Annotated in this window: 26 protein-coding genes and 1 pseudogene; 12 read left to right on the top strand and 15 right to left on the bottom strand. The window is 70.6% G+C overall.

Annotated features, from left to right (window positions below; genetic code table 11):
• From IE107_RS26850 to IE107_RS26830, 5 genes are all read left to right on the top strand, one after another.
• A partial coding sequence (locus tag IE107_RS26850) for a sensor histidine kinase (RefSeq protein WP_373302506.1) occupies window positions 1–384 on the top strand: 384 nt, incomplete at its 5' end.
• Window positions 385–529: 145 nt separating this feature from the next.
• A complete protein-coding gene (locus tag IE107_RS26845; protein ID WP_189546914.1) occupies window positions 530–1,204 on the top strand; it encodes a response regulator transcription factor in 675 nt (224 codons plus the stop codon).
• A gap of 318 nt (window positions 1,205–1,522) precedes the next feature.
• Window positions 1,523–3,478 carry a 2-oxoacid:acceptor oxidoreductase subunit alpha gene (locus tag IE107_RS26840; RefSeq protein ID WP_189546913.1) on the top strand — a complete coding sequence of 652 codons (1,956 nt, stop codon included), beginning with the start codon at window positions 1,523–1,525 and terminating at the stop codon, window positions 3,476–3,478.
• Window positions 3,471–4,529 (top strand): 2-oxoacid:ferredoxin oxidoreductase subunit beta, encoded by a 1,059-nt coding sequence (locus IE107_RS26835; RefSeq protein ID WP_189546912.1) that lies wholly within the window; start codon window positions 3,471–3,473, stop codon window positions 4,527–4,529. Before IE107_RS26840 ends, IE107_RS26835 begins: the two co-directional genes overlap by 8 nt.
• Window positions 4,530–4,629: 100 nt before the next feature.
• Window positions 4,630–6,585 (top strand): APC family permease, encoded by a 1,956-nt coding sequence (locus IE107_RS26830; protein WP_189546911.1) that lies wholly within the window; start codon window positions 4,630–4,632, stop codon window positions 6,583–6,585.
• Here the strand turns inward: IE107_RS26830 and IE107_RS26825 are convergent.
• Window positions 6,573–6,941 carry a winged helix-turn-helix transcriptional regulator gene (locus IE107_RS26825; protein ID WP_189546923.1) on the bottom strand — a complete coding sequence of 123 codons (369 nt, stop codon included), beginning with the start codon at window positions 6,939–6,941 and terminating at the stop codon, window positions 6,573–6,575. The two genes, IE107_RS26830 and IE107_RS26825, sit on opposite strands and share 13 nt — an antisense overlap.
• 152 nt (window positions 6,942–7,093) lie before the next feature.
• On the opposite strand from IE107_RS26825, the gene IE107_RS26820 reads away from it, so the two are divergent.
• From IE107_RS26820 to IE107_RS26810, 3 genes are all read left to right on the top strand, one after another.
• Window positions 7,094–7,954, top strand: coding sequence for an SDR family oxidoreductase (locus tag IE107_RS26820; protein ID WP_189546910.1), 861 nt, complete (start codon window positions 7,094–7,096; stop codon window positions 7,952–7,954).
• Window positions 7,955–8,073: 119 nt separating this feature from the next.
• A complete protein-coding gene (gene rarD, locus IE107_RS26815; RefSeq protein WP_189546909.1) occupies window positions 8,074–9,054 on the top strand; it encodes an EamA family transporter RarD in 981 nt (326 codons plus the stop codon).
• A 70-nt stretch (window positions 9,055–9,124) separates the two neighbouring features.
• Complete coding sequence (locus IE107_RS26810; RefSeq protein ID WP_189546908.1) at window positions 9,125–10,693, top strand: FAD-dependent monooxygenase; 1,569 nt, start codon at window positions 9,125–9,127, stop codon at window positions 10,691–10,693.
• Window positions 10,694–10,823: 130 nt separating this feature from the next.
• On the opposite strand, the gene IE107_RS26805 is transcribed toward IE107_RS26810, so the two are convergent.
• The gene (locus IE107_RS26805; RefSeq protein WP_189546907.1) at window positions 10,824–11,219 is read right to left on the bottom strand and encodes a hypothetical protein; all 396 of its coding nucleotides are present in this window, start codon (window positions 11,217–11,219) and stop codon (window positions 10,824–10,826) included.
• Window positions 11,216–11,476 carry a hypothetical protein gene (locus IE107_RS26800; protein ID WP_189546906.1) on the bottom strand — a complete coding sequence of 87 codons (261 nt, stop codon included), beginning with the start codon at window positions 11,474–11,476 and terminating at the stop codon, window positions 11,216–11,218. Before IE107_RS26800 ends, IE107_RS26805 begins: the two co-directional genes overlap by 4 nt.
• A gap of 82 nt (window positions 11,477–11,558) precedes the next feature.
• Here IE107_RS26800 and IE107_RS26795 point away from each other — a divergent pair, with 82 nt between their 5' ends.
• The 3 genes from IE107_RS26795 (at window position 11,559) to IE107_RS26785 (ending at window position 13,233) form a co-directional block, all read left to right on the top strand.
• A complete protein-coding gene (locus IE107_RS26795; RefSeq protein ID WP_189546905.1) occupies window positions 11,559–12,410 on the top strand; it encodes a helix-turn-helix domain-containing protein in 852 nt (283 codons plus the stop codon).
• Entirely contained in the window at window positions 12,410–12,622 is a 213-nt protein-coding gene (locus IE107_RS26790) for a DUF397 domain-containing protein (RefSeq protein ID WP_189546904.1), read from the top strand. The genes IE107_RS26795 and IE107_RS26790 overlap by 1 nt, the downstream gene beginning before the upstream one ends.
• Window positions 12,623–12,723: 101 nt before the next feature.
• Window positions 12,724–13,233 carry a hypothetical protein gene (locus tag IE107_RS26785; protein WP_189546903.1) on the top strand — a complete coding sequence of 170 codons (510 nt, stop codon included), beginning with the start codon at window positions 12,724–12,726 and terminating at the stop codon, window positions 13,231–13,233.
• Window positions 13,234–13,287: 54 nt separating this feature from the next.
• On the opposite strand, the gene IE107_RS26780 is transcribed toward IE107_RS26785, so the two are convergent.
• From IE107_RS26780 to IE107_RS26750, 7 genes and pseudogenes are all read right to left on the bottom strand, one after another.
• On the bottom strand, window positions 13,288–13,677 hold the full coding sequence (locus IE107_RS26780; protein WP_189546922.1) for a VOC family protein: 390 nt from the start codon (window positions 13,675–13,677) through the stop codon (window positions 13,288–13,290).
• A 123-nt stretch (window positions 13,678–13,800) separates the two neighbouring features.
• The gene (locus IE107_RS26775; protein ID WP_189546902.1) at window positions 13,801–14,097 is read right to left on the bottom strand and encodes a sulfurtransferase TusA family protein; all 297 of its coding nucleotides are present in this window, start codon (window positions 14,095–14,097) and stop codon (window positions 13,801–13,803) included.
• On the bottom strand, window positions 14,094–14,759 hold the full coding sequence (locus tag IE107_RS26770; protein ID WP_189546901.1) for a class I SAM-dependent methyltransferase: 666 nt from the start codon (window positions 14,757–14,759) through the stop codon (window positions 14,094–14,096). Before IE107_RS26770 ends, IE107_RS26775 begins: the two co-directional genes overlap by 4 nt.
• A gap of 140 nt (window positions 14,760–14,899) precedes the next feature.
• Window positions 14,900–15,613, bottom strand: a complete 714-nt coding sequence (locus tag IE107_RS26765; protein WP_189546900.1) for a cation efflux transmembrane domain-containing protein — start codon at window positions 15,611–15,613, stop codon at window positions 14,900–14,902.
• Window positions 15,614–15,947, bottom strand: a pseudogene (locus tag IE107_RS26760) (ArsR/SmtB family transcription factor).
• 119 nt (window positions 15,948–16,066) lie between these two features.
• Window positions 16,067–16,357 carry a hypothetical protein gene (locus IE107_RS26755; RefSeq protein WP_189546899.1) on the bottom strand — a complete coding sequence of 97 codons (291 nt, stop codon included), beginning with the start codon at window positions 16,355–16,357 and terminating at the stop codon, window positions 16,067–16,069.
• An 85-nt stretch (window positions 16,358–16,442) separates the two neighbouring features.
• Window positions 16,443–17,363, bottom strand: coding sequence for a nitroreductase/quinone reductase family protein (locus IE107_RS26750; RefSeq protein WP_189546898.1), 921 nt, complete (start codon window positions 17,361–17,363; stop codon window positions 16,443–16,445).
• 509 nt (window positions 17,364–17,872) lie between these two features.
• Between IE107_RS26750 and IE107_RS26745 the strand changes: the two genes are divergently transcribed.
• The gene (locus IE107_RS26745; RefSeq protein ID WP_189546897.1) at window positions 17,873–18,676 is read left to right on the top strand and encodes an HAD family hydrolase; all 804 of its coding nucleotides are present in this window, start codon (window positions 17,873–17,875) and stop codon (window positions 18,674–18,676) included.
• Window positions 18,677–18,701: 25 nt separating this feature from the next.
• Here IE107_RS26745 and IE107_RS26740 read toward each other — a convergent pair whose 3' ends face one another.
• From IE107_RS26740 to IE107_RS26720, 5 genes are all read right to left on the bottom strand, one after another.
• Window positions 18,702–19,148, bottom strand: coding sequence for a hypothetical protein (locus tag IE107_RS26740; protein ID WP_189546896.1), 447 nt, complete (start codon window positions 19,146–19,148; stop codon window positions 18,702–18,704).
• A gap of 41 nt (window positions 19,149–19,189) precedes the next feature.
• Complete coding sequence (locus IE107_RS26735) at window positions 19,190–19,783, bottom strand: TetR/AcrR family transcriptional regulator (RefSeq protein ID WP_189546895.1); 594 nt, start codon at window positions 19,781–19,783, stop codon at window positions 19,190–19,192.
• A gap of 199 nt (window positions 19,784–19,982) precedes the next feature.
• Window positions 19,983–20,870, bottom strand: a complete 888-nt coding sequence (locus tag IE107_RS26730) for an ABC transporter permease (protein ID WP_189546894.1) — start codon at window positions 20,868–20,870, stop codon at window positions 19,983–19,985.
• Window positions 20,857–21,840, bottom strand: a complete 984-nt coding sequence (locus IE107_RS26725; RefSeq protein ID WP_189546893.1) for an ABC transporter ATP-binding protein — start codon at window positions 21,838–21,840, stop codon at window positions 20,857–20,859. The genes IE107_RS26730 and IE107_RS26725 overlap by 14 nt, the downstream gene beginning before the upstream one ends.
• Window positions 21,841–21,990: 150 nt before the next feature.
• Window positions 21,991–23,241, bottom strand: a complete 1,251-nt coding sequence (locus tag IE107_RS26720; protein WP_189546892.1) for a LolA family protein — start codon at window positions 23,239–23,241, stop codon at window positions 21,991–21,993.
• Window positions 23,242–23,326: the final 85 nt, after the last annotated feature.

Raw genomic sequence — 23,326 nt, 5'->3', positions numbered from 1 at the left:
CCCGCCGTCCTCACCGACCGCGGACTCGACGCCGCACTCTCCGCCATCGCCTCCCGCTGCACCGTCCCCGTCACGGTCGAGGTGGACCTGGCCTCCCGGCCGGCCCAGGCGATCGAGGGCATCGCGTACTTCACCGTCTCCGAGCTGCTGCAGAACGTGAGCAAGCACGCACGGGCGACCCACGCCTCGGTCGACGTGTGGCGGGCGGCGGACCGGCTGCTGCTCCAGGTCACCGACGACGGACGGGGCGGCGCCGACGCGTCGTCGGGCAGCGGGCTCGCCGGGCTGGCCGAGCGACTGGACGCGGTGGACGGCGTCCTGGTCGTGGACTCACCGCAGGGCGGCCCGACCCGGATCACGGCCGAGCTGCCGTGGCGCGGCTGAACACGGCGGAACTCCACCCGGCGGCGGAGGAACCCCGCCCCGGCGACGAACGAACTCCACCCGGCGGCCGAGGACACCACCCCGCCGATGCTGGGATGCTGGAACCGTACACGCGGAACCAGCGAACAGTGGGGGATACGGCTTCATGGTGGAGGACAGGGTGCGAGTAGTCATCGCCGAGGATTCGGTGCTGCTCCGGGAGGGTCTGACCCGGCTGCTGACCGATCTGGGGCATGACGTCGTCGCCGGAGTCGGGGACGCCGAGGCGCTGATCAAGACGGTGGGCGACCTGGCGGGGCAGAACGCGCTGCCCGATGTGGTGGTCGCCGACGTGCGGATGCCCCCGACCCACACCGACGAGGGCGTGCGGGCCGCGGTGCGGCTGCGGAAGGACTATCCGGGGATCGGGGTGCTGGTCCTCTCGCAGTACGTCGAGGAGCAGTACGCGACCGAGCTGCTGGCCGGGTCCAGCCGGGGCGTGGGCTATCTGCTCAAGGACCGGGTCGCCGAGGTCAGGGAATTCGTGGACGCGGTGGTCCGGGTGGCGCAGGGCGGGACGGCGCTGGACCCTGAAGTAGTGGCGCAGCTGCTGGGCCGGAGTCGTAAACAGGACGTACTGGCCGGGCTGACGCCGCGCGAGCGCGAGGTACTCGGTCTGATGGCCGAGGGGCGGACGAACTCCGCGGTGGCCAGACAGCTCGTGGTGAGCGACGGAGCCGTGGAGAAGCACGTCAGCAACATCTTCCTGAAGCTGGGCCTGTCCCCCAGTGACGGGGATCACCGCCGGGTACTGGCCGTTCTGACCTACCTGAACTCCTGATGACCTGACACCCTGTCAGATGCCGGATGACGGTCACCACGGGCGGCCGGTCACGGCCCTCGCGGTGACCGGAGCGGGGGTGCCGGCGCCGGGGCACGTCACCTGGAGTCCTAGCACCAAAGAATGAGTGCACAGCGTCTTCACCGAACGTCTGGGGGGCTTACGAAACGTGACAAACCGGTATCAAATCGCGTCCCAAAACGACGTCCACCATGTGATCGGTCCAGGGAAGGCGACCCTTACCGACGTAGGGTGGGCAGGGGGACCGCCGGTGGGCCGGCGGGTCCCGAGCCGCCGCCCCGAGGGAGGTCCAGTTCAGTGACCAGCCAGGTCAGTAGCCCAGCCGGACAGGCCGATGAGGCCAGTGAGGCGCTCGTCGGGGGCCAGCGCGCCCCCCGCTCCGATCACGCGGGCGCCGGCGAGAAGGAGATCCGCCGCCTCGACCGGGTGATCATCCGCTTCGCGGGTGATTCCGGGGACGGTATGCAGCTCACCGGTGACCGCTTCACTTCGGAGACCGCGTCGTTCGGGAACGATCTTTCGACGCTGCCGAACTTCCCCGCCGAGATCCGCGCCCCCGCAGGGACCCTGCCGGGGGTTTCTTCGTTCCAACTGCACTTCGCGGACCACGACATCCTCACGCCGGGTGACGCGCCGAACGTGCTGGTCGCGATGAATCCGGCCGCGCTGAAGGCGAACATCGGCGATGTGCCGCGCGGTGCGGAAATCATCGTGAACACCGATGAGTTCACCAAGCGGCCGATGGCGAAGGTCGGCTACGAGACCAGTCCGCTGGAGGACGGCTCCCTGGACGGCTACAACGTCCATCCGGTGCCGCTGACCACCCTCACGATCGAGGCGCTGAAGGAGTTCGGTCTCTCCCGCAAGGAGGCCGAACGCTCGAAGAACATGTTCGCGCTCGGGCTGCTCTCCTGGATGTACCACCGGCCGACCGAGGGGACCGAGGCGTTCCTGCGCGCCAAGTTCGCGAAGAAGCCGCAGATCGCCGAGGCGAACGTGACCGCGTTCCGCGCCGGGTGGAACTTCGGGGAGACCACCGAGGACTTCGCCGTCTCCTACGAGGTGGCGCCCGCCTCACAGGCCTTCCCGGCCGGTACGTACCGCAACATCTCGGGGAACCTGGCCCTGTCGTACGGGCTGATCGCCGCGTCCCGCCAGGCGGACCTGCCGCTGTATCTGGGCTCGTACCCCATCACCCCGGCCTCCGACATCCTGCACGAGCTGAGCCGGCACAAGAACTTCGGCGTACGCACCTTCCAGGCCGAGGACGAGATCGCGGGAATCGGGGCGGCGCTGGGCGCGGCCTTCGGCGGCTCCCTCGCGGTGACGACGACATCGGGGCCCGGAGTGGCACTGAAGTCGGAGACGATCGGCCTCGCCGTCTCCCTGGAGCTGCCGCTGATCGTGATCGACATCCAGCGCGGCGGCCCGTCCACCGGGCTGCCCACCAAGACCGAGCAGGCCGACCTGCTCCAGGCAATGTACGGGCGCAACGGCGAGGCCCCGGTCCCGATCGTGGCCCCCAGAACCCCGGCGGACTGCTTCGACGCCGCCCTCGACGCCGCCCGGATCGCCCTGACCTACCGCACCCCCGTCTTCCTGCTCTCCGACGGCTACCTCGCCAACGGCTCCGAGCCGTGGAAGATCCCCGAGACCGACGAGCTGCCCGATCTGCGGGTCCGCCTCGCCAGCGGCCCCAATCACCAACTGGCCGACGGCACCGCCGTGTTCTGGCCCTACAAACGCGACCCGCACACCCTGGCCCGGCCGTGGGCGGTGCCCGGCACCCCCGGTCTCGAACACCGCATCGGCGGCATCGAGAAGCAGGACGGCAGCGGCAACATCTCCTACGACCCCGCCAACCACGACCTCATGGTCCGCACCCGCCAGGCCAAGATCGACGGCATCGAGGTCCCCGACCTCCAGGTCGACGACCCCGACCAGGCACGCACCCTCGTACTGGGCTGGGGCTCCACCTACGGCCCCATCACCGCCGCCGTCCGCCGCCTCCGCGCCGCCGGACAGCCCATCGCCCAGGCCCATCTGCGCAACCTGAACCCCTTCCCGAAGAACCTCGGCGAAGCCCTGGGACGCTACGACAAGGTCATCGTCCCCGAGATGAACCTCGGCCAGCTCGCCACCCTCATCCGGGCCAAGTACCTCGTCGACGCCCACAGCCACAACCAGGTCAACGGCATGCCGTTCAAGGCCGAACAGCTCGCAACGGCACTCAAGGAGGCCATCGATGCCTGACACCAACCAGCTCCTGCACCTGGTGCCCAAGGCCGAGGCCAAACAGTCCATGAAGGACTTCAAGTCCGACCAGGAAGTCCGCTGGTGCCCCGGCTGCGGCGACTACGCCGTCCTCGCCGCCGTCCAGAGCTTCATGCCCGAACTCGGCCTCGCCAAGGAGAACATCGTCTTCGTCTCCGGCATCGGCTGCTCCTCCCGCTTCCCGTACTACATGAACACCTACGGGATGCACTCCATCCACGGCCGCGCCCCCGCCATCGCGACCGGGCTCGCCTCCTCCCGCCGCGACCTGTCCGTCTGGGTCGTCACCGGCGACGGCGACGCCCTGTCCATCGGCGGCAACCACCTCATCCACGCCCTGCGCCGCAACGTGAACCTCAAGATCCTCCTGTTCAACAACCGGATCTACGGCCTCACCAAGGGCCAGTACTCCCCCACCTCCGAAATCGGCAAGATCACCAAATCCACCCCGATGGGCTCCCTCGACGCCCCCTTCAACCCCGTCTCCCTGGCCATCGGAGCCGAAGCCACCTTCGTCGCCCGCACCATCGACTCCGACCGCAAACACCTCACCAGCGTGCTGCGCGCCGCGGCCGACCACCCGGGCACGGCGCTGGTGGAGATCTACCAGAACTGCAACATCTTCAACGACGGCGCCTTCGAGGCCCTCAAGGACAAGGACCGGGCACAGGACGCGGTCATCCGCCTGGAACACGGACAGCCCATCCGCTTCGGCGCGGACAACGACAAGGGCGTCGTCCGCGACCCGGCCACCGGCGACCTCCGGGTCGTGACGGTCACCGAGGAGAACGCGTCCGAGATCCTCGTCCACGACGCGCACAGCCCGTCCCCGACCACCGCCTTCGCCCTCTCCCGCCTCGCCGACCCCGACACCCTCCACCAGACCCCCATCGGCGTCCTGCGCGACGTCGACCGCCCCGTCTACGACACCCTCATGGCGGATCAGCTCGACACCGCCGTCGAACAGAAGGGCAAGGGCGACCTCGCGGCACTCCTCGCCGGCAACGACAACTGGACCGTCGCCGGCTGAGCCTTCCGTACGGTTCCCGCCGTCGCCGGACGGGCTGAATTTCGGCCCGTCCGGCGATTGCGTACCGGGGGTGCGGCCGGCCGGCGCGCACGATGTGGACATGACCCTGGACCGTCCCGTGTACCGCATCAAGCGGCGTCTGCTCGGCAAACCGCTCACCACCGAGCGCATCAGCGAGGAGAAGCTGAACAACCGGACGGCGCTCGGGGTGCTCGCCTCCGACTGCATCAGTTCGTCCGCGTACGGCTCCGAGGAGATGCTCCGGGTCCTCGTGCCCGTCGTCGGGGCCGCCGCCTTCACTCTTCTGATGCCGGTGACCGGTGCGATCCTGCTGGTGCTGCTGCTTCTGACGCTCTGTTACAGCGATGTCGTCATGATCTACACCCGGGCGGGCGGGTCCTATGTCGTCGCACGGGAGAACTTCGGGCCGAACGTCGCGCAGATCGCCGCCGTGGCCCTGCTCGTCGACTACATCGTCACCGTCGCCGTCCAGGTCTCGGCGGGCACCAACGCCCTGATCTCGCTCGCCCATCTGGTCGGCGGCAACTTCACCGGCCTCGACCACCTCCAGCTCCCGGTCTCCGTCGGCGTCATCGCGCTGCTCGCGTACGGGAATCTGCGCGGGATCCGCGAGGCGGGCCGCACCTTCGCGCTGCCCGCCTATCTCTTCATGGCCGCCGTCGGGCTCGTCCTCGTCGCCGCCACGGTGCGCGGGCTCACCGGCGAGCTACCGCACGCCGACCTGCACGCCGTCGGGGTCGTACCGCTCGGCACACCGGCCGAGGGCTGGCTCTACGGCGCCTCGCTCTTCATCGTGCTGCGCTCGTTCGCCAACGGCGGCTCGTCCCTCACCGGGCTCGAAGCGATCTCCAACGGCATCTCCGCGTTCCGCGAACCGCAGGGCCGCAACGCCCGCCGCACCCTGATCGCGATGAGCTGCGTGCTCGGCGTGCTGGTCCTCGGCGTCTCCACGCTGGCGCACTTCACCCACGCCGTCCCCTACACCGACGGCACTCCGACGGTCATCGCGCAGGAAGCCCATCTCGCCTTCGGCGGCGGGCCGCTCGGGACGGCCGGGCTGGTCTTCGTACAGCTGGCGACCGCGCTGGTCCTCTACACCGGCGCCAACACACCGTTCACGGGCTTCCCGTTCCTCGCCAGTTTCGTCGCCGAGGACCGGTTCCTGCCCCGGCAGCTGACCCGGCGCGGGCACCGGCTCGCCTTCTCCAACGGCATCATCGCGCTGACCGTCGTCTCACTGGCCCTGCTGCTGGTCACCGGCGCCAGCGTGGACAGGCTGGTGGCGCTCTACGCGATCGGCGTGTTCACCGCCTTCACCATGGCCGGGGCCGGTCTCACCGCCTACCACCTGCGGCGCCGGGAGCGGTACCGCCGGCTCAAGATCGCGGTCAACGCGCTCGCCGCGGCCATCTCGGCCGCCGTCGTGCTGATCTTCGCGATCACCAAGTTCACCGAGGGCGCCTGGCTGGTGGTGGTGGTCTTCCCGCTCGGTGTGTGGGCGCTGACGCGGATCAACCGCGAGTACCGGCGCGAGGCCGCGGCGCTCCAGAGTCTCCAGCCGCCGGGCGCCGACCGGCCCCGTGACCTGCGCCATCTGGTCTTCGTCCTCGTCGAGACGCTGGACCTGGCGACGATCAAGGCGCTGCGGTACGCGCACGAACTGCGCCCGGACGAGATCCGGGCCGTGCACTTCGCGATCGACGAGGCGCACGGCAGAAGGCTGGCCGCCCGGTGGGAGGCGACGGCCGCCACGTCCGTCTCCCTGGAGCTGGTGGAATGCCCGGACCGTCGGCTGCGCCACGCGATGAAGGAGCTCGCCACCCGCACCACGCAGGACGGCCGGACCTCGCTGACGGTGCTGGTGCCCCGGCGGATGTACACCAATGTGCTCGGGAAGCTGCTGCACCGGGGCACGGGCGAGCAGATGGCGAAGACGCTGTCGCAGCTGCCGCACGTGGCGGTGACGATCCTGCCGTTCGACGTGTCGCGTGCGGCGCGCGCGCTGGAGGAGGGACGCGCGCCTCAGCCGGAGTGACCACGCGGGCCCTGCGGGGCGTGCGCCTTCTGCTCGTCGTACGCCTCGCGCGCCGCCTGCACCGCGCTCAGGCGGCTTTCGGTCCAGCGGCCCAGCGCGGACACCTGCTCGGCGGCCTCCCGGCCCAGGCCGGTGAGCGAGTAGTCGACCCGCGGCGGGATCACCGGCTTCGCGTCCCGGTGCACGAAGCCGTCGCGCTCCAGCGTCTGGAGGGTCTGGGCCAGCATCTTCTCGCTGACGCCGCCCACCTCGCGGCGCAGTTCGCTGAAGCGGTACGAGCGCTCCAGCAGCGCTACCAGGATCAGGACGCCCCAGCGGCTGGTGACATGTTCCAGCACCAGCCGGGAGGGGCACATCTGCCCCTTCGCACCGGGCCACCGGCCCTGGTCACTTACGTTCACACCAGTACCTTACTTCAAAGTGGGTACTTTCGATCGGTAAGTGCACCCCTTACGGTGAGTTGCGAGCCCGAACAAGGACAAGCGCCACCCAAGAGGAGAAACCCCCCATGAGCATCGTCGTCACCGGAGCCACCGGAGAGCTCGGCCGTCTCGTCGTCGAGCAACTGCTGACCACCGTGCCCGCGAGCGAGATCGCCGCCGTCGTGCGCAACGAGGAGAAGGCCGCCCCGCTCGCCGCCCGGGACGTCGAGCTCCGCGTCGCGGACTACGACCGGCCGGAGTCCCTCCAGGACGTCTTCCGGGCCGGCGACCGGGTCCTGCTCATCTCCGGGAGCGAGGTCGGCAGGCGCGTGCCGCAGCACACCGCGGTCATCGACGCGGCCGAGGCGGCGGGCGTCGCCCAGCTCGCGTACACCGGCATCCTGGGAGGCCCCGACGCCGACTTCCGGCTGGCCGCCGAACACAAGGCCACCGAGCAGCTGATCCTCGACTCCGGACTGCCCCACACCTTCCTGCGCAACGGCTGGTACACGGAGAACTACACGGCCAACCTCGCCCCGGTCCTGGCGCACGGCGCCGTCGTCGCCAACGCGGGCGACGGCCGGGTCGCCTCCGCCACCCGCGCCGACTACGCCGCAGCGGCCGCCGCCGTACTGACCGGCGAGGGCCACATCGGCGCGGCCTACGAGCTGAGCGGCGATGTCGCCTGGTCACTGGCGGAGTACGCGGCGGAGATCTCGAAGGCCACCGGCAAGGAGATCGCGTACCGGAACGTGCCCGCCGCCGCCCACCAGGAGATCCTGGTCGGCGCCGGTGTGCCCGAGTTCTTCGCGGAGATCCTGGTGGACGTCGACGAGGCGATCAAGCGCGGCCTGCTCGCCGCCACCAGCGGCGACCTGGCCCGCCTCATCGGCCGCCCGACGACGCCGCTCGCAAGCACGGTGGCCGCCGCGGTGGCCGCCGCGTAACACCCGTTCACCCACATCTCAGGGGCCCCATGTCATGACCGTATCCCGATACGGGTATGACATGGAGCCCTCCCCGGCGCTACCGTCATGCAGTTGACGCAGAAACGTCTGGAGGGCCCGTGAAGGGGATCAATGAACAGCGGGCGGGGCTCCTGTCCGGCATCGGCGCCTACGGCCTGTGGGGGCTCGTCCCGCTCTTCTGGCCGCTGCTGAAGCCCGCCGGTGCGATCGAGATCCTCGCCCACCGCATGGTCTGGTCCCTGGGCTTCGTCGCCGTCGCGCTGCTGGTGCTGCGCCGCTGGTCCTGGATCGGCGAACTGGTCCGGCAGCCGAGAAAGCTCGGCCTGATCTCGGTGGCCGCGGCCACGATCACGGTCAACTGGGGCCTGTACATCTGGTCCGTGAACAACGGCCATGTCGTCGAGGCCTCGCTCGGCTACTTCATCAACCCGCTGGTCACCATAGCCATGGGCGTCCTGATCCTCGGCGAACGGCTGCGCCCCGTGCAGTGGGTGGCGGTCGGCACCGGTTTCGCGGCGGTGCTCGTGCTGGCGATCGGGTACGGGCGGCCTCCGTGGATCTCGCTGGTCCTGGCGTTCTCCTTCGCGACCTACGGGCTGATGAAGAAGAAGGTCGACATGGGCGGCCTGGAGTCGCTCACCGCCGAGACCGCCGTGATGTTCGTGCCCGCGCTTGGCTATCTGCTGTGGCTGGGCGCCCGGGGCGAGTCGACTTTCACCTCCGACGGCGTCGGCCACGCGGCGCTGCTGGCCTCGGCCGGCCTCGTCACGGCCGTCCCGCTCGTCCTGTTCGGCGCGGCGGCGATCCGGGTGCCGCTCTCCACGCTGGGCCTGTTGCAGTACCTGGCGCCGGTCTTCCAGTTCATGCTCGGCATCCTCTACTTCCACGAGGCGATGCCGCCGGAGCGGTGGGCCGGATTCGCCCTGGTGTGGCTGGCGCTCACCCTGCTGACCTGGGACGCGTTCCGGACGGCACGGCGGACGAGGATCCAGGTGCGCGAGGCCCGGGAGGCGGCACAGCGACAGGCGCCGCGCCCGAATCCGCCGGCCGGTGAGCCCGCCCCGCACGCACAAATTTAGTTACCCGGTTGCTTTTTTAACTCGGTTGCGTTTCCCTGGGTGTCCACGGAACCGCGACCGAGGAGCCCTCATGCCCGCAACCGCACCCACTCCCCCCACGCACACCACCCCCGTACTGATCGTCGGCTCGGGTCCGACCGGCCTGACCCTCGCCTGCGACCTGGCGCGGCGCTCGGTCGGTGTGCGGATCATCGACAAGTCCCCCGAATTCCCGCGCAGCTCACGGGCCAAGGGCCCCAACCCCCGCTCCCTGGAGGTGCTGGAGGACCTGGGCGTCGCCGACCGGGTCCTGGCCGCGGGATCGGCACCGCTGCGGATGCGCAAGTACCGCGACGGACTGCCGGTCGCCGACACCGACCCGTTCGAGTCCTCGCACCCGACGCCGGACGTGCCGTACGGCCGGGGCGCGCTCATCGCCCAGTGGCAGCTGGAGGAGATCCTGCGGGACCGCCTGGCGGAGTACGGCGTGCACGTGGAGCTCGGCTCCGAGGCGTCCGGCCTGTCGCAGGGGCCCGATTCGGTGACCGTCGCCCTGGCCGACGGCCGGAACATCGAGGCGCGGTACGTGGTGGGCTGCGACGGCGGCCACAGCCCCGTACGCAAGATGCTCGGCGTCCCCTTCGAGGGGAAGACGACCGAGGAGCAGGCGATGGTCTGCGGGGACGTGGAGGCGGACGGCCTCGACCGCGGTGTCTGGCACCAGTGGTTCGACGAGGACGGCGCCGTGATGCTGTGCCCGATCCCGGGTACGCGCACGGGCTGGTGGTTCCAGGCCGGTCCGGAGCGGGACGCGGCGGGAGCCCCCGTGCCGCCCTCCCTGGAGAGCTTCCGGCGCCTGTTCGCCAAGCACACGCGGCTCCCGGCGGACCGCCTGTCGCAGGCCACCCTCCTGTCCACGTACCGGGTCAACGAGCGCATGGCCGACCGCTACCGGGTGGGCCGCGTGCTGCTGGCCGGGGACGCCGCGCATGTGCACTCCGTCGCCGGCGGGCTGGGCATGAACACCGGCATCCAGGACGCGTACAACCTGGGCTGGAAGCTCGCCCGGGTCGTCGAGGGCCGGTCGGACGCACGGCTGCTGGACACCTACGAGGAGGAGCGGCTGCCCGTGGCCTCCTGGACACTGGACATCACCGCCGAGCGGCTGCGGGCGACCCTCGAAGCGATCCGACAGCCGGGCGGCGGCCTGGACTCGGCGATCTCCGGGAACACGACCGGCCTGGGTCTCGGCTACCCCTGGAGCTCCCTCTCCGCCCCCGGCTCCACCCCCCGCCTGCGGGCGGGCGACCGCGCCCCCGACGCCCCCTGCCGCGACACCGCGACGGGCGCGCCGGCCCGCCTGTTCGAGGCGTTCGCGGGCCCGCACTTCACCCTGCTGGGCTTCGGCCCGGACACGGCCGAGGCGCTGCGGGCGACGGAAGCGGCGTACGGCGACACGGTGCGGGCGTACGGGGTGGACGCGAGTGCCCCGCGCGACCTGACCGACGACGCGGCCCACGCCCGCACGGCATACGGAGTCGAGCCGGGCACCGCCCTCCTCGTCCTGGTCCGCCCCGACAACCACGTGGCCCTGATCGCCCCGGCCCCGGAGAGCGGGGCGATCGGCGACTACCTCGACGGCCTGGCCGGGACGGCGTGACCGCCCGACCGGCGGCGGTTCGGGGGCTCGGTGAGCGACCGGGTCCCCGGCCGGACCCGGACGCCCTTGCCCGTGGGCAGTCCGTCCCCCTCGACCGGCCCGAGTCAGAGCCGTACGCCCGGCGAACGGCTCATACGGGGCGCACGGAGAGCGTGTACGCGCAGTCAACGTCGGGGACGACGACGAGCAGGGGGTTGCCGCTCTTGATGTGCGCGTGGGCGGCACGTTGGCTCTCGCGGTCCTCGTACCAGGTGCGGAGTTCCGCAGGGCGGTCGACGGCGAGGGCGGCGACCGGCAGAAGCATGAACGGCCGCACCCACGCCGACCGTTGCGGATCAGGGTCGAGCCGGTCCGCGATCCACAGCGCCCGGCCGCCGAGCCACCGCAGCGCGAGGACGGGCGAAATCGTCCAGAAGACACCCAGTACGTACCGCGCCATTTCGTCGCTGCCGCACACGAACCCTTCGGCGAGCGCCTCGCACCGGTAACTCGTCCGGTCGGGCCGCACGTTCACTTCGCACGTCACAGAATCCGCCCCTCGCTCCGGGCATTGCACCGCGCGATCTCGGCCCGCAACCGCTCCATGGGACTCGGCGCCCGCAGACTTGCGGGTTCCGCCTCCCACTCCGTACCACCACCGACCGGCCGCAACGACCAGTACGGGCCCGCCGTCCCCCGGAACTCCCCGACCTGGTCACTACGACTGGTGTCCACCAACAGCGAGCCGGTGGCGGGGACTTGTGAGGGCTTCTGCTCGCTCGGGGGACCGTCTCCCACAGACACAGGCCACTCCTCTCCGTAACGGTTCCGCTACCAAGGGGGATCAGCGTGGCTTAGGGTCGAAGGAGTCTTCAACGTTCCAGATATGGAGGGCACGTTGGTAAACCGCAAGGAGTTAAACCCTGAAGCAAGCCCGGAGGCGGCCTTCGGGGCACGCCTTCGCAGTGCACGCGAGGCTCGCAGCTGGAAGCAGGACGAGCTTGCCGGACTAGCGGGCTACTCGGGCAGACACATCTCCGCAGTCGAAACTGGCCGCAAACCGCCAACACTCCGTTTCTCACGCAGCCTGGATACCGTCTTCGGATTCACAGGAACCACAGAGTCGTTCGAGCGCGCATGGGGGGAGATCCGGCACGGCAGCCTGCTGGAGGGCTTCCCGGAGTACCTGGGGCAGGAGGCCCGCGCGGCGGAGATCCGGATGTTTGACGTAGGGGTGATTCCCGGGCCGCTCCAGACGCCGGAGTACGCGACAGCCATCGAAGAGGGACACGTGAAGCGGGGCACACTCACCCCCGAACAGGCCTCGGAGCGGGTCGAGTCCCTGGTGGAACGGCAAGCGGCCCTGGCGCGCCGCGTCCCACCCATGGTGATCGTGGTCCTGGACGAGAGCTGCATCCGTCGTGCGATCGGAGGGGGCGAGGTCATGGAGCGTCAGTTGGCCCACCTGGTGGAGTTCGCCGAACAGCCGAACACCATGCTTCAGTTGGCCCCCTACGCCATGGGCGAGCATCGCCCGTTCAACCGGCTGGTGAATCTACTGACCCTGCCCGACCGTTCCGTGATGTCCTACGTGGAGTCCGAGACCAATGGGCATCTGGACAGGGAGATCACCTCCGTACTGCCTCTGGTGAGGTCCTACCATCAGCTTCAAGCCGCGGCGCTCTCCCAGGCGGCATCCGTGGCCATGATCGACGAGGCACGAAAGGGCACCCCGTGATGACCGACTCTCCCTCCCCCTTCTGGTTCAAGTCCTCTTACAGCGGCAGCGGCGGTTCCTGCGTCGAGTGGGCCCCGGCAAGGGTGTCCGCCACCGGCATAGTTCCCGTACGCGACTCGAAGGACCCGCAGGGCCCGGTGCTGGCGATCCATAGCAACGCGTTCGCCTCGTTCGTGGCAGGCGTCAAGGCCGGGGAGTTCGACACCATCTGACCGCTGGGCCGGTTCGTCCGGGCAGCCGAGCTCCGGCTCTGTGCTGTAATCCTCCGAACGGCGCTGGGGAGACGGCTGCCGAGGGGTGAGGGGGACAGGGCATGGCTGTTCGGATGGGCCGTGCCGCTGGGGTGCTCGTGATGGCGGTGACCCTGCCACTGGCCGGTTGCGACGGTGACGACGACACCGGCGGCGGTAAAAGCAAGGAGTCCACGGCGGCTGCGATCGAGGCCGCACGGGCCTATCAGCAGGCCTCGGTGGATCAGGACTGGAAGGCCGCCTGCGAAGCCCGGACCGAACGCCTGCGGCGGAGTTGGGGGGCGGACACCGTCGCCGAGTGCATCGAAATCACCAGTACGCCCCGGCTCCGCGACCGCTCGGACGCACGGGTGAGCACTGGTGGTGCGGTCGACGTCGAGGAGTTCGGTCCGCACCCGGCGGGAATCGGACTGCGGGTGACCGTCGACGTCGGCGATGGCATGACCGTGAACACCGCGCTGCGGCTCGTCCCCGGCGAACGCGGCACGTGGCTCGTCGATCAGGCGGTCAACCTCGCCGAACCCAAGAGCCCGGACGGCGAGGCCATACGCGCCGCGCTGGGCCGCAAGTAAAACCGGGGCGCTTCGTGCGTCCGCGGTGGGCGGCCCGGCGGTGCGCCCGCCCGGTCAGTCCCCCACCGCATCCTGCGGATACCAGCGCAGCTCGACGGTGTTGCCGTCCGGGTCCCGGACGTACACCGACTGCGCCTCGCCCCGGGCTCCGGAGCGGGAGACCGGGCCCTCCAGCACGGTGAAGGTGCCCGCGTCGATGACCTCCTGCCAGTCCAGCGGCTCGACGACCAGGCAGATGTGGTCGACGTTCGACTCATGACGCGGACGGCCCAGCAGATCGATGATCATCGTCGGGCTGACCCGCACCGACGGGAACGGGAACTCCCCCGCCCGCCATTCGTCCACCTTGATCGGCTCCAGGCCGAGGGGGCCGCAGTAGAACTCCAGGGATCGTTCGACGTCCTGCACGTTGAGCACCAGGTGGTCGAAGTCCTTCACTCTCACTCGCACGGCACAGCCTTTCAACCGCTCGGAAGCGGCTCGGTCGGTCGATTCACTTCGGTTCGGTTCAAGGAGCCGTCAAAACTACCCCTGACCCGCGAATGCCGGGCCGCCCCGGTCGTTGTGTCAGTCCGTCGGTTCGATGTGCCAGGGTGCGTCGGGGCGGGTGGGGCGCGCGTCGGCGGTCAGCCGGATTGCGTACACCGGGCGTTCGCCGGGCACCGGTCCGAGGTAGTCGTGACCGGTCATGTGGCACCAGGCAGGCAGGTCCAGGGGTGCGGCCGGGTCGGTCGCGACGACGTGCACCACGGTTCCGGGTGGTGCGGCGTCGATCTGCTTGCGCAGGCGCAGCAGGAGTGTGACGCACAGCAGGCCGGTGCCGTCGACGGTGATGTCGGCGGCCGGTACCGGGTGGGCGTTCACCGCGGGAGGGTCTGGGTGATGCGCCACAGGCGGCGGGGCAGGTCGCCCTCCTCGAACGCGTGGACCTCGTCGAGGGTCCAGCCGTCGGCGAGGGAGTCGACCAGCCGGCGGGGGAAGAAGTGCACGGCGAAACCGCCGTGTTCGTAGATGTCGTCGCCGTGGGCAGTGCCTGAGCCGTAGTGGGCGTCGCCGGTGTGACGGACCGTGTAGACGAAGGTCCCGCCCGGCTTCAGGACGCGGCCGACTTCGCCGACCAGGGCGTGGATCTCCTCGGTCGAGAGGGCCATGCACAGCAGCATGTGCGCGAAGACCGCTTCGGCGGAGGCGTCCGGCAGCGGCAGCGGCTCGCGTACGTCATGGACCGTGGTGGTCACCCGTTCGGCGACGCCCTGATCCTGCGCCGCGCGCCGGAGCTGGTCCAGGCCCACGGGGCTGAAGTCGGTCGCCCGGACGGTGAAGCCCTCACGGGCGAAGTACAGGGCGTCCCTGCCATGGCCGGCGCCCATCTCCAGTACGTCGACCGCCCCGGCCGCGCGGAAGACCCGGGCGGCGTGGGCGGCGGGGGCCGAGGGAGCGTCGCCGTACATGCCCGGATGGGCGGTGTAGGTGCTCTGCCAGTGCCGGCGCTGTACCTCGGCCAGCTCCCGCGCGTCGTCGCTCATGTCTGCTCGCTCCCCATGCCGGATCTGCAGAACAGCGTAGAACGTGCTGGCCAGGGCCCCGTCACGGCTCCCTCCCCCGGGACCCGGCGGCGTCGTGCCGACCGGGAAGCGGGCCGGTCGACACCGGGCGTCGCGGCGGCTCAGGTGCAGCAGTCGCAGCCGGGACGGCATCCGCAGAGGTCGGCTCCCTCGACCTCGGTCGGCGTCGCGGCGCTTGCGTTGGGCGCGCAGCAGCCCTTGCCCTGCCAGGCGTCGCGGCCTTCCTTGGCGGCGATGGCGGCGATGACGAGGGCGGCGATCGGGTCGGCCCAGGACCAGCCGAACAGCAGGTTGACCAGCAGGCCGGCCAGGAGCACGGCGGAGAGGTAGGTGCAGAGCAGGGTCTGCTTGGAGTCGGCGACGGCGGTGGCGGAGCCGAGTTCCCGGCCGGCCCTGCGCTGGGCGGCGGAGAGGAACGGCATGATCGCCAGCGAGAGCGCGGCGAGAACGATCCCGGGGACGGAGTGGCCGGCCTCCCCGGTTCCGGCCAGCGCGCGGACGGAGTCGACGGCGACGTACAGGGCGAGGGCGAAGAAGGAGACGGCGATGATCCGCAGGGTGCGCTGCTCACGGGCTTCGCGGACGGCGTGGTCGCGGGCGGAGAACTGCCAGGCGACGGCAGCTGCGGAGGAGACTTCGATGACAGAGTCGAGCCCGAAGCCGATCAGTGCGGTGGACGAGGCCATGGTGCCCGCGGCGATCGCGACCACTGCCTCGATGACGTTGTAGGTGATGGTCGCAGCGACGAGCAGGCGTATGCGCCGGGTGAGTACGTCACGGCGGGCCGGGCCGGGGCCGAGGGATATCGCGGACATTCAGCAGCAGCCCTTCTCGTCGGCATCCGGGCAGGTCTTGTCGGCCTCGACGGCGACCACGGCCGCCCTCAGGTCGTCCAGTGCGTGGCCGAGGCGTTCGTCGGCGAGCTCGTAGCGGGTGCGCCGTCCGTGGGGCACGGTGACGACCAGGCCGCAGTCACGCAGGCAGGCCAGGTGGTTCGACAGCCTGGTGCGGGAGATCTCCAGTGTCGGCGAGGTCGGCCGGGTAGGCCGGCGCTCGGCGCAGCGCGAGCAGGATGCGGCAGCGGATGGGGTCGGCGAGGGCGCGGCCGAACCGCGCGAGCACTTCGATGTCAGCGGCGAGTGTCAGCACATGACGACAGTACATTGATTCGTGAATTCAGGAAACTATGAACTATCGACACTATCGTCATGAGCCCCGGCGGTCACGAGGACCACCGGGGCCCACGAGGGGAAGAGTGCCCGGCAGGGTCAGTGGACGAAGACGCTCGCGCCGAACTCCGACACCTGAGAGTCCCCCGGCAGGACGATCCCGATGAGCAGGCCGGAGCAGTCCGGCTCCGTGAAGATCAGCGCCAGTTCATCGGTCCTGTTCCCGACGGAGAGCGGCCAGCGGTCGGAGTTGAAGCACCCGGAGGGGCTGGTGTGAACCTGCCCGTTGATGATCAGGTCTCCAGTGGCGGCACTTGCCGACTGGGTGACCGATACGGAGAGCACGGCCACGGCGGCGAGGGTGCCGAACGCGGTGAGAGCGCGACGCATGAGGGTTCTCCCGGCCGTCACGAGGGCGCCCGGTGCACCCTCGCGCCACGATTACCATGCGTGGTCGACGATTGCGCAAAGTGACTCACGACGAAGGGCCGGGAGGCGGTGCGGGAGGCCACGGGACATCGGCCAGCAGCGGCAGGATCTGCTCCTCCTCGTAGTCGAGGTGTGCGTTCAGCTCCGTGGACATCCGGTCCAGCTCGGCGTGGAAGCGCTCGGGATCGGCGATGCCGATGTCCGTCAGCAGGGCCACCAGCCCCCTCTGGATACGGGCGACCGTGCGGTGTTCGCCGGCGAGCCGGGCGAAGGTGTCCGTCAGGTGCGGGTGGTGGCGGGCGATGCCGGGGAACAGGTGCTGGTCCTCGCTGGTGTGGTGGAACTCCAGCGACTGGCAGAACGCCAGGCAGCGCTGCCTGATCTGGAGCCCGAGGCCCGGAGCCGGGGGCGCACCCGGGCCCCGGTGGGCGGCCCGTGCGACGAAGTGGGCGTCCACCTCCGTCTTCACCTGGCACAACTGGGCCCGCAGCCAGGTGTGGACCTCCATGAGCTTGGCAGCGAGGGTGGTGACCTCGCGGGGCGGCTCCCAGCCCTCTGGCTCGGCGCGCTCCAGCACCACGACCGGGAGGCGCCGGGTGGTCCGGGCCTGGTAGTCGGCGTATCCGGGCGCCGCCCTCACGGCGTGCGCGAACAGTTCCTCGCGCCGGGCCCCCTCCGTGGGGACCGCGAGGGCCTCGAACGTACGGGCGCCGAGTTCCACCTGGACCACAGGATGCGCGAGCAGGTTGCGGTACCAGTCGGGGTGGCGTGGTGCGCCGAGGTTGGAGGCGACGACCAGCAGCGCGTCGCCGTGGCGGACGTAGCCGAGGGGCGTGGTGGTCTCCTTCCCCGACCTGGCGCCGGTGGTGGTCAGCAGGAGCAGGTCCCCGCCTTCGAAGGGACCACCGACCTTCCCGCCGTTGGCGCGGAACTCCTCGATGACGGATTGATCGAAAGATGTGGGCATGCGTTCTGTGCCTCCAGGGGCGCAGGTCAGGGCGCGGCCGGGGCCGCGGTGACCTGAGGAACGGGTGAGCGCGATGCGCGGCCCGTGGCGGTGCACGGTGCCGGGGCATGCGGGACGGGAGAGTGCGACGAGCGGTCGGTCGCCGCTACGTCGGATACAGGTGCGTCAGATACAGGGCGCGGAGTACGAACTCATGACGGGCCCCTCGGTGAAGGGTGTTCGCCCGAGCACCGGCCGGCCCACTGCTCTTTGGCCGGCGTCACGCGACACCGGGTTCATTACACGCATCCCGGCAGGGCCCTGTCAACGCGCGCCGGTCCGCGCTCCGGCCGCTCTTGGACCGACCGGCAATTGGGGGGTGGGAGAAGGAGCGGGGCTGGGTGCATGCGGCTGCAAGGCGGAGGATTGAGGCATGGCGGAGCCATGGTGATTGACGACAACGCCGCAGACGCGCGTGCCCAGCCCCGCGACGCCGCCCCCCAATTGCCGGTCGGTCTTAGGGTGGTGCCATGCCCACACCCGCATACGCCCTCGTCGCCACCGACCTGGACGGCACGCTGCTGCGCCGCGACGGCACCGTGAGCCCCCGCACCCGCGCCGCGCTCGCGCTGGCCGCCCGCGCCGGGGCCCGGCATCTCGTGGTCACGGGGCGGCCGGTGCCCGGGATACGCGGGCTGCTCGACGGGCTGGGCTACCGGGGACCGGCGGTGTGCGGTCAGGGGACCCAGTTGTACGACGCCGGGTCCGGGCGGCTGGTGCGTGCGCTCACCCTCGACCGGGAGGCCGCCGACACCGCACTCGGCAAGATCGAGGCCCAGGTGGGTCCGGTCTTCGCGGCCGTGGACCAGGACGGGACCGAGGGGCGGACCCTGATCGAACCGGGGTATGCGATGCCCCATCCGGCGCTGCCCGCCCAACGAACCCGGCACCGCCACGAGTTGTGGTCCACGCCCGTGGTGAAGGTGCTCATCCGGCACCCGGAGCTCACGGACGACGCGCTGACCGAGGCGGCCCGCGATGCCGTCGGCGATCTCGCCACTGTCACGCACTCCGGCCCCGGCACGGTCGAACTCCAGCCGTACGGCATCGACAAGGGGACCGGGCTCGCGCTGGCCGCCGAATACCTCGGCGTGGCCGCCGACTCCGCGATCGCCTTCGGGGACATGCCCAACGACCTGCCGATGTTCCGGACGGCCGGGTACGGCGTGGCCATGGCCAATGCCCATCCGCAACTGCGGGCCGCCGCGGACGAGGTCACGTCGTCCAATGAGGGCGACGGGGTCGCGGAGGTGCTTGAGCGGGTGTTCGGCTGAGCCGTCCGTGCCGGCCGGCGGGGTGTCAGAGCGACATCAGGCAGTAGAGCCGGTGCGGCTCGGGCCGGGTCCGTGCCGCCTCGGCCAGGTCCGACAGCCCGATGAGGACGTCGGCCAGTTCCCCGGGCGGGAAGCAGCCCCCGAACTCCTCGATGTTCGACCAGGTTTCGGCCACCGCGGCGAAGGCGCCGGGTCTCGCGGCCACGAGGGCGTCGCGCAGCTCGTCCGTGAGCGTGACCAGCCAGCGGGAGTCGTCCTCCGGGGAGCTGAGCAGCCGGTTGAAGCGCGGGAGCGAGGTGACGTCGTCGTACGGCGTGCCGGTGAGCATGCCCTCGGCCTGTCCCAACTGCACGTACGGGTCGATCTCCTTGACCGGGAGCAGCGGGAGACCGGTCGCCTCGATCCCCTGGTCGAAGGCGGCCAGTGCCGTCGCGTCGTCCGGTGCGCTGAAGTAGTCGTACAGATTTCCCATGCGCCGCATGCTCACACGCCCGTCTGACAGCCGCCCCGGCCTCACGGCTCCGGCGGCACCCCGATCGCCCGCAGCACATGGGCGACCAGGGCCGCGATCTCCTCCTCGTCCTGTATCGGCTTGCGCAGGACATGGCGGTAGTACATCGGGCCGTACAGCATCTCCACGGCCAGCGGAAGATCGGCGTCCGGTGGGATCTGGCCCTGCTCCTGGGCCCGGCGCAGGCGGGCGACCGCCTCATCGAAGCGGGGATCGACCAGCTTCGCCCGGACGGTCCGCGCGAGTTCGTCGTCGTGGTGCATCTCGGAGAGGATCCCGGCGTACGCGGGCCCGAAGGGCGGCGTGGAGATGAGCTTCACCCCGCCCGCCAGATTGGCCCGCAGATCGGCGGCGATGTCGCCGGTGTCGGCGAACGGTGTCGTGCCGACCAGTGCGTCGGTGAAGGCCTCCAGGATCACCGCACTCTTCGAGGGCCACCAGCGGTAGATCGTCTTCTTGCTGACGCCCGCTCTGGCCGCGATGGCCTCGACCGTGACGCGGCCGTACCCCTTCTCCGTGCACAGTTCGAGAGCGGCCTCCAGGATCGCTCTCCGTGATCTCTCGCTGCGGCGCTGCGAACTCGGCGATGTGATCATTCGGTGAGCATAAGCGCGTTTGAATCGGCCCTTGTTGACAGCCCGTCGCCAGAGGTCGAACAATATCCAGGCGGAAACGGAACGTGCCGTGTCGCGCCGTCCCGCAATTCGCACCGTTCGCACCGTTCGTGCCGCGACGAGCCGATCGGGGGACGGCTCGCCCGGCCGACGGCGCGAGTGGGGCGTTGCACCCCGTGCGTCAGGCGGTGATGTCCTTCGCCGTGAAACGGGCCCAGGCCGCCGAGCCGAACACCACCGCGTACAAGCCCTGAAGGCCCAGGTTCTTGACCACTTCGTCCCAGTAGACGGGGGCGCGCAGCAGATCCGCGTACGACATCCAGTAGTGCGGGAAGAGATACGGGTGCAGCGCGCTCAACTGCGGGATGCCGTCCACGATCTGGACGGTGATCAGCAGCCCGACGGTGGCGGCCATGGCCGCGATTCCGCTGCCGGTGAGGGTCGAGACGAACAGGCCGACCGCAGCGAACCCGGTCAGCGACGCCGCGACCACCACCGCGATCAGCCCGGCCCGCAACAGCCCCTCACCGAAGCCGATCCGCGTCCCCGAGATGGTGGTGACCTCACCGACGGGGAAGAGCAGCGCGCCCACGGCGAGCGCGGAAAGGGCCACGACCAGGGTCGCGACCAGGCAGAACACCAGCACCGAGGCGTACTTCGTCAGCAGCAGCCTGGTGCGGCCGGCCGGGGCGACCAGCAGATAGCGCAGCGTTCCCGCGCTCGCCTCGCCCGCGACCGAGTCGCCCGCTACGACCCCGACGGCCATCGGCAGGAAGACCGGGAGCGTCACGGCGAGGGCGGCGAAGACCAGGAAGAGTCCGTTGTTGGTGACCTGGGAGAGGAACGCCGGGCCTCCCTCGCCACCGCCCTGTCCGGGCGAGGAGCCGTCGTTCGTCTCGATCCGCACCGCGATGCCGATCAGCACGGGCACGGCGGCCAGCACCCCGAGCAGCGCGAGGGTGCGCCAGCGGCGGAGTGTGGTGGTCAGTTCGGAGCGGAGGATCCCGAAGGTCCACAGCGGGCTCGGCGCCCTTCCCGATCCGGCGACTGCGGCTTCAGCCTGCAACATCGAAACCCTCTCCGGTCAGTGCGACGAAGGCGTCCTCCAGCGAGGCCCGCTGGACGCCGAAGGACCTCAGACGTACGCCGGCGTGCACCAGCGCCGCGCTGAGGTCGGCGAGTTCCACGTCGCCCGGCGGGGCCTCGGCGCTCACCCGGTCGCCGTCGACCGTGATCCCGGTGATGCCCAGTTCCGCCAGGACCCGGACGGCCTCGCCCGGGTCGGGGGTGGTGACGGCCAGTCGGCCTCGGGCGCCCGCGGCCAGTTCCGCGACCGGGCCCTGGGTGATGAGCCGGCCCCTGGCCATCACCGCGGCGTGTGTGCAGACCTGCTCGATCTCGTCGAGGAGGTGCGAGGAGAGGAAGACGGTGGTGCCGTCCGCCGCCAGTTCCCTGACCAGGGCGCGGATCTCCCGCATGCCCTGCGGGTCCAGGCCGTTGGTCGGCTCGTCGAGGACGAGCAGCCGGCGCGGTTGGAGCAGGGCCGCGGCGAGGCCCAGGCGCTGCTTCATGCCGAGCGAGTACGCCCTGGCCTTCTTCCCGGCCGCCGCTGCCAGCCCGACCCGGTCCAGGGCCTGCCCCACCCGGGCCCGGCGGGTACGCGGATCGGCGGTCGGGTCGGCGGAGTCGTAGCGCAGCAGATTGTCCCGGCCGCTCAGGAAGCCGTACAGCGCGGGCCCTTCGATCAGCGCCCCGACTTGCGGGAGCACGGTGCGGGCGGCGCCCGGCACGGGATGGCCCAGCAGCTGCGCGGAGCCGGAAGTCGCCTCGATGAGGCCCATCAGCATCCGGATGGTGGTGGTCTTGCCCGAGCCGTTGGGGCCGAGGAATCCGAAGATGCTGCCGCCGGGGACGCTGAGGTCGAGGCCGTCGACAGCGAGTTGGCCGCCGCGGTAGCGCTTGGTGAGGCCCCGGGTCTCGATCACGGCTCCCGGTTCGGTGACCGCTGTCGGTTCGATGACGGTGCCGGATTCTGTCATGCGTACTCCCCATGGGTCGGGCAGGGCCCGTCCGCCGGACGGGCCAGGGTCTGTCGTCGAACTGCCACAGGCCCTGCGGCGGACCGCCCCGCCGTACGGAGCGTACGGCGGGGCGGGTGAGCGGTGCGGGAAGCGCGGCGCGCCCCGGTGTCAGGAGGCGTTGTTCGCCGCCTGGACCAGCGCGTCCTTGGTGACCGCGCCGACGTACACCTTGCCGTCGTCCGTCATCAGGGCGTTGATCAGGCGGGTCTTGAAGACCGTGCCCGAGCCGAACTTGCCGGAGACCTTGTCGCCCAGCGCGTCCAGGAACTGCTGGGCCTCGGCCGGGACGTCGCCCGACGCCTTCGGCGGGAGGCCGGTGCCGCCCGGGGTGGTGATCTCGGCGATGGCGTTCCAGCCCTCGCCGATGACCTTGGTGTCCTTGGCGCCCTGGTCGCCGGAGCCCAGCTGCTCGGCGCCCGGGATCAGGCCGTCGAGGCCCTTGTCGGCCTTGTGCGGCGCCTTCGCTTCGTCGGCCTCGGTCACCTCGGTGCCCTTGGGCGGGGTGAAGGTGAACGAGGAGGCGTCCGGCTTCGAGAAGTCGACCTTGGTGAAGCCGGCGTCGACGACGGCCTTGCCGCCGTCGGCCGGAAGCAGCGTGAACTTCAGCGGCACGCCGTTCTTCGCGTCGACCGCGACCGTGACCGAACCGATCGTGGAGCCGCTCTGCTTCGGCTTGACGACCAACTGGTACGCGTCGCGTCCGGCGACCTGCGCGGTGCCGTCGACCGTCACCGAGGTGGTGGGACCGGCGGCCTTCAGCACCTGCTCGGCGAGTGCCTTCGGGGTGGTGGGCACGCCCTCGGGGACCTGGTGCGCCGACTTCTTCCCGGCGTCCTTCCCGGCCCGGTCCTCGGTGGCGTGGTACGCCTGGTCGGACTTGCTGTCGTACGCCCAGACCTGATCGCCGTTGCGGATCAGGCTGTACTCGGAGGCGTTGTCCAGGATCGACAGCCGCTGCTTGTCGGGGCCGTCGGCCGCCACCCGGAGGGTGTGCGTGCCGGAGGCCAGCTCCGTCATCCGCTCCTGCGGGTCGGCGCTCGAACCGCCCTTGCCGCCCGCGCCGCCCGGGGCGAAGGATTCCGCCAGACCGCCGAGCGACGGAAGGCCGAAGTCCGTGCTGATCTTCACCGTGCCGGAGAGCTGCTCGGTGTCCGAAGCGGCGATCTTCTCGATGAGTTCCTGTGCGCTGATCTTCGGCAGATCGGGGTCGCCGGAGCTCGCGAGCGCCGGGACGAGCCCGATCGTCGCGGCCGCGACTCCCGCCACCGCGACCGGGACGATGTAGCGCGCCGCCTTGCGGCGGCCCGCGGCGGTGCCCCTGGTCCCACCGTCGGTCCCTGCGCTGTCGTTCGGTGCCATGTGTGCCCTACCTCCGTGGTCGGCGGCTTCCGTCCGGTTGCACTCGTCCACTCCGCGCCGCCATTCTCACCCGGTTTGGTCAGGA

Source organism: Streptomyces gelaticus (assembly GCF_014649535.1).
GTDB lineage: Bacteria > Actinomycetota > Actinomycetes > Streptomycetales > Streptomycetaceae > Streptomyces > Streptomyces gelaticus.
The sequence above is the reverse complement of the archived record's forward strand: the minus strand, read 5'-3'. Positions and strand labels throughout refer to the sequence as shown.

What these genes read in the sequence shown, in the direction of transcription:
- IE107_RS26845 (WP_189546914.1), top strand. Translation starts at nt 530, where the DNA reads ATGGTGGAGGACAGGGTGCGAGTAGTCATCGCCGAGGATTCGGTGCTG.
- IE107_RS26835 (WP_189546912.1), top strand. Translation starts at nt 3,471, where the DNA reads ATGCCTGACACCAACCAGCTCCTGCACCTGGTGCCCAAGGCCGAGGCC.
- IE107_RS26830 (WP_189546911.1), top strand. Translation starts at nt 4,630, where the DNA reads ATGACCCTGGACCGTCCCGTGTACCGCATCAAGCGGCGTCTGCTCGGC.
- IE107_RS26825 (WP_189546923.1), bottom strand. Translation starts at nt 6,941, where the DNA reads ATGTGCCCCTCCCGGCTGGTGCTGGAACATGTCACCAGCCGCTGGGGC.
- IE107_RS26820 (WP_189546910.1), top strand. Translation starts at nt 7,094, where the DNA reads ATGAGCATCGTCGTCACCGGAGCCACCGGAGAGCTCGGCCGTCTCGTC.
- IE107_RS26810 (WP_189546908.1), top strand. Translation starts at nt 9,125, where the DNA reads ATGCCCGCAACCGCACCCACTCCCCCCACGCACACCACCCCCGTACTG.
- IE107_RS26795 (WP_189546905.1), top strand. Translation starts at nt 11,559, where the DNA reads ATGGAGGGCACGTTGGTAAACCGCAAGGAGTTAAACCCTGAAGCAAGC.
- IE107_RS26790 (WP_189546904.1), top strand. Translation starts at nt 12,410, where the DNA reads ATGACCGACTCTCCCTCCCCCTTCTGGTTCAAGTCCTCTTACAGCGGC.
- IE107_RS26785 (WP_189546903.1), top strand. Translation starts at nt 12,724, where the DNA reads ATGGCTGTTCGGATGGGCCGTGCCGCTGGGGTGCTCGTGATGGCGGTG.
- IE107_RS26770 (WP_189546901.1), bottom strand. Translation starts at nt 14,759, where the DNA reads ATGAGCGACGACGCGCGGGAGCTGGCCGAGGTACAGCGCCGGCACTGG.
- IE107_RS26765 (WP_189546900.1), bottom strand. Translation starts at nt 15,613, where the DNA reads ATGTCCGCGATATCCCTCGGCCCCGGCCCGGCCCGCCGTGACGTACTC.
- IE107_RS26755 (WP_189546899.1), bottom strand. Translation starts at nt 16,357, where the DNA reads ATGCGTCGCGCTCTCACCGCGTTCGGCACCCTCGCCGCCGTGGCCGTG.
- IE107_RS26750 (WP_189546898.1), bottom strand. Translation starts at nt 17,363, where the DNA reads ATGCCCACATCTTTCGATCAATCCGTCATCGAGGAGTTCCGCGCCAAC.
- IE107_RS26745 (WP_189546897.1), top strand. Translation starts at nt 17,873, where the DNA reads ATGCCCACACCCGCATACGCCCTCGTCGCCACCGACCTGGACGGCACG.
- IE107_RS26740 (WP_189546896.1), bottom strand. Translation starts at nt 19,148, where the DNA reads ATGGGAAATCTGTACGACTACTTCAGCGCACCGGACGACGCGACGGCA.
- IE107_RS26735 (WP_189546895.1), bottom strand. Translation starts at nt 19,783, where the DNA reads ATGATCACATCGCCGAGTTCGCAGCGCCGCAGCGAGAGATCACGGAGA.
- IE107_RS26730 (WP_189546894.1), bottom strand. Translation starts at nt 20,870, where the DNA reads ATGTTGCAGGCTGAAGCCGCAGTCGCCGGATCGGGAAGGGCGCCGAGC.
- IE107_RS26725 (WP_189546893.1), bottom strand. Translation starts at nt 21,840, where the DNA reads ATGACAGAATCCGGCACCGTCATCGAACCGACAGCGGTCACCGAACCG.
- IE107_RS26720 (WP_189546892.1), bottom strand. Translation starts at nt 23,241, where the DNA reads ATGGCACCGAACGACAGCGCAGGGACCGACGGTGGGACCAGGGGCACC.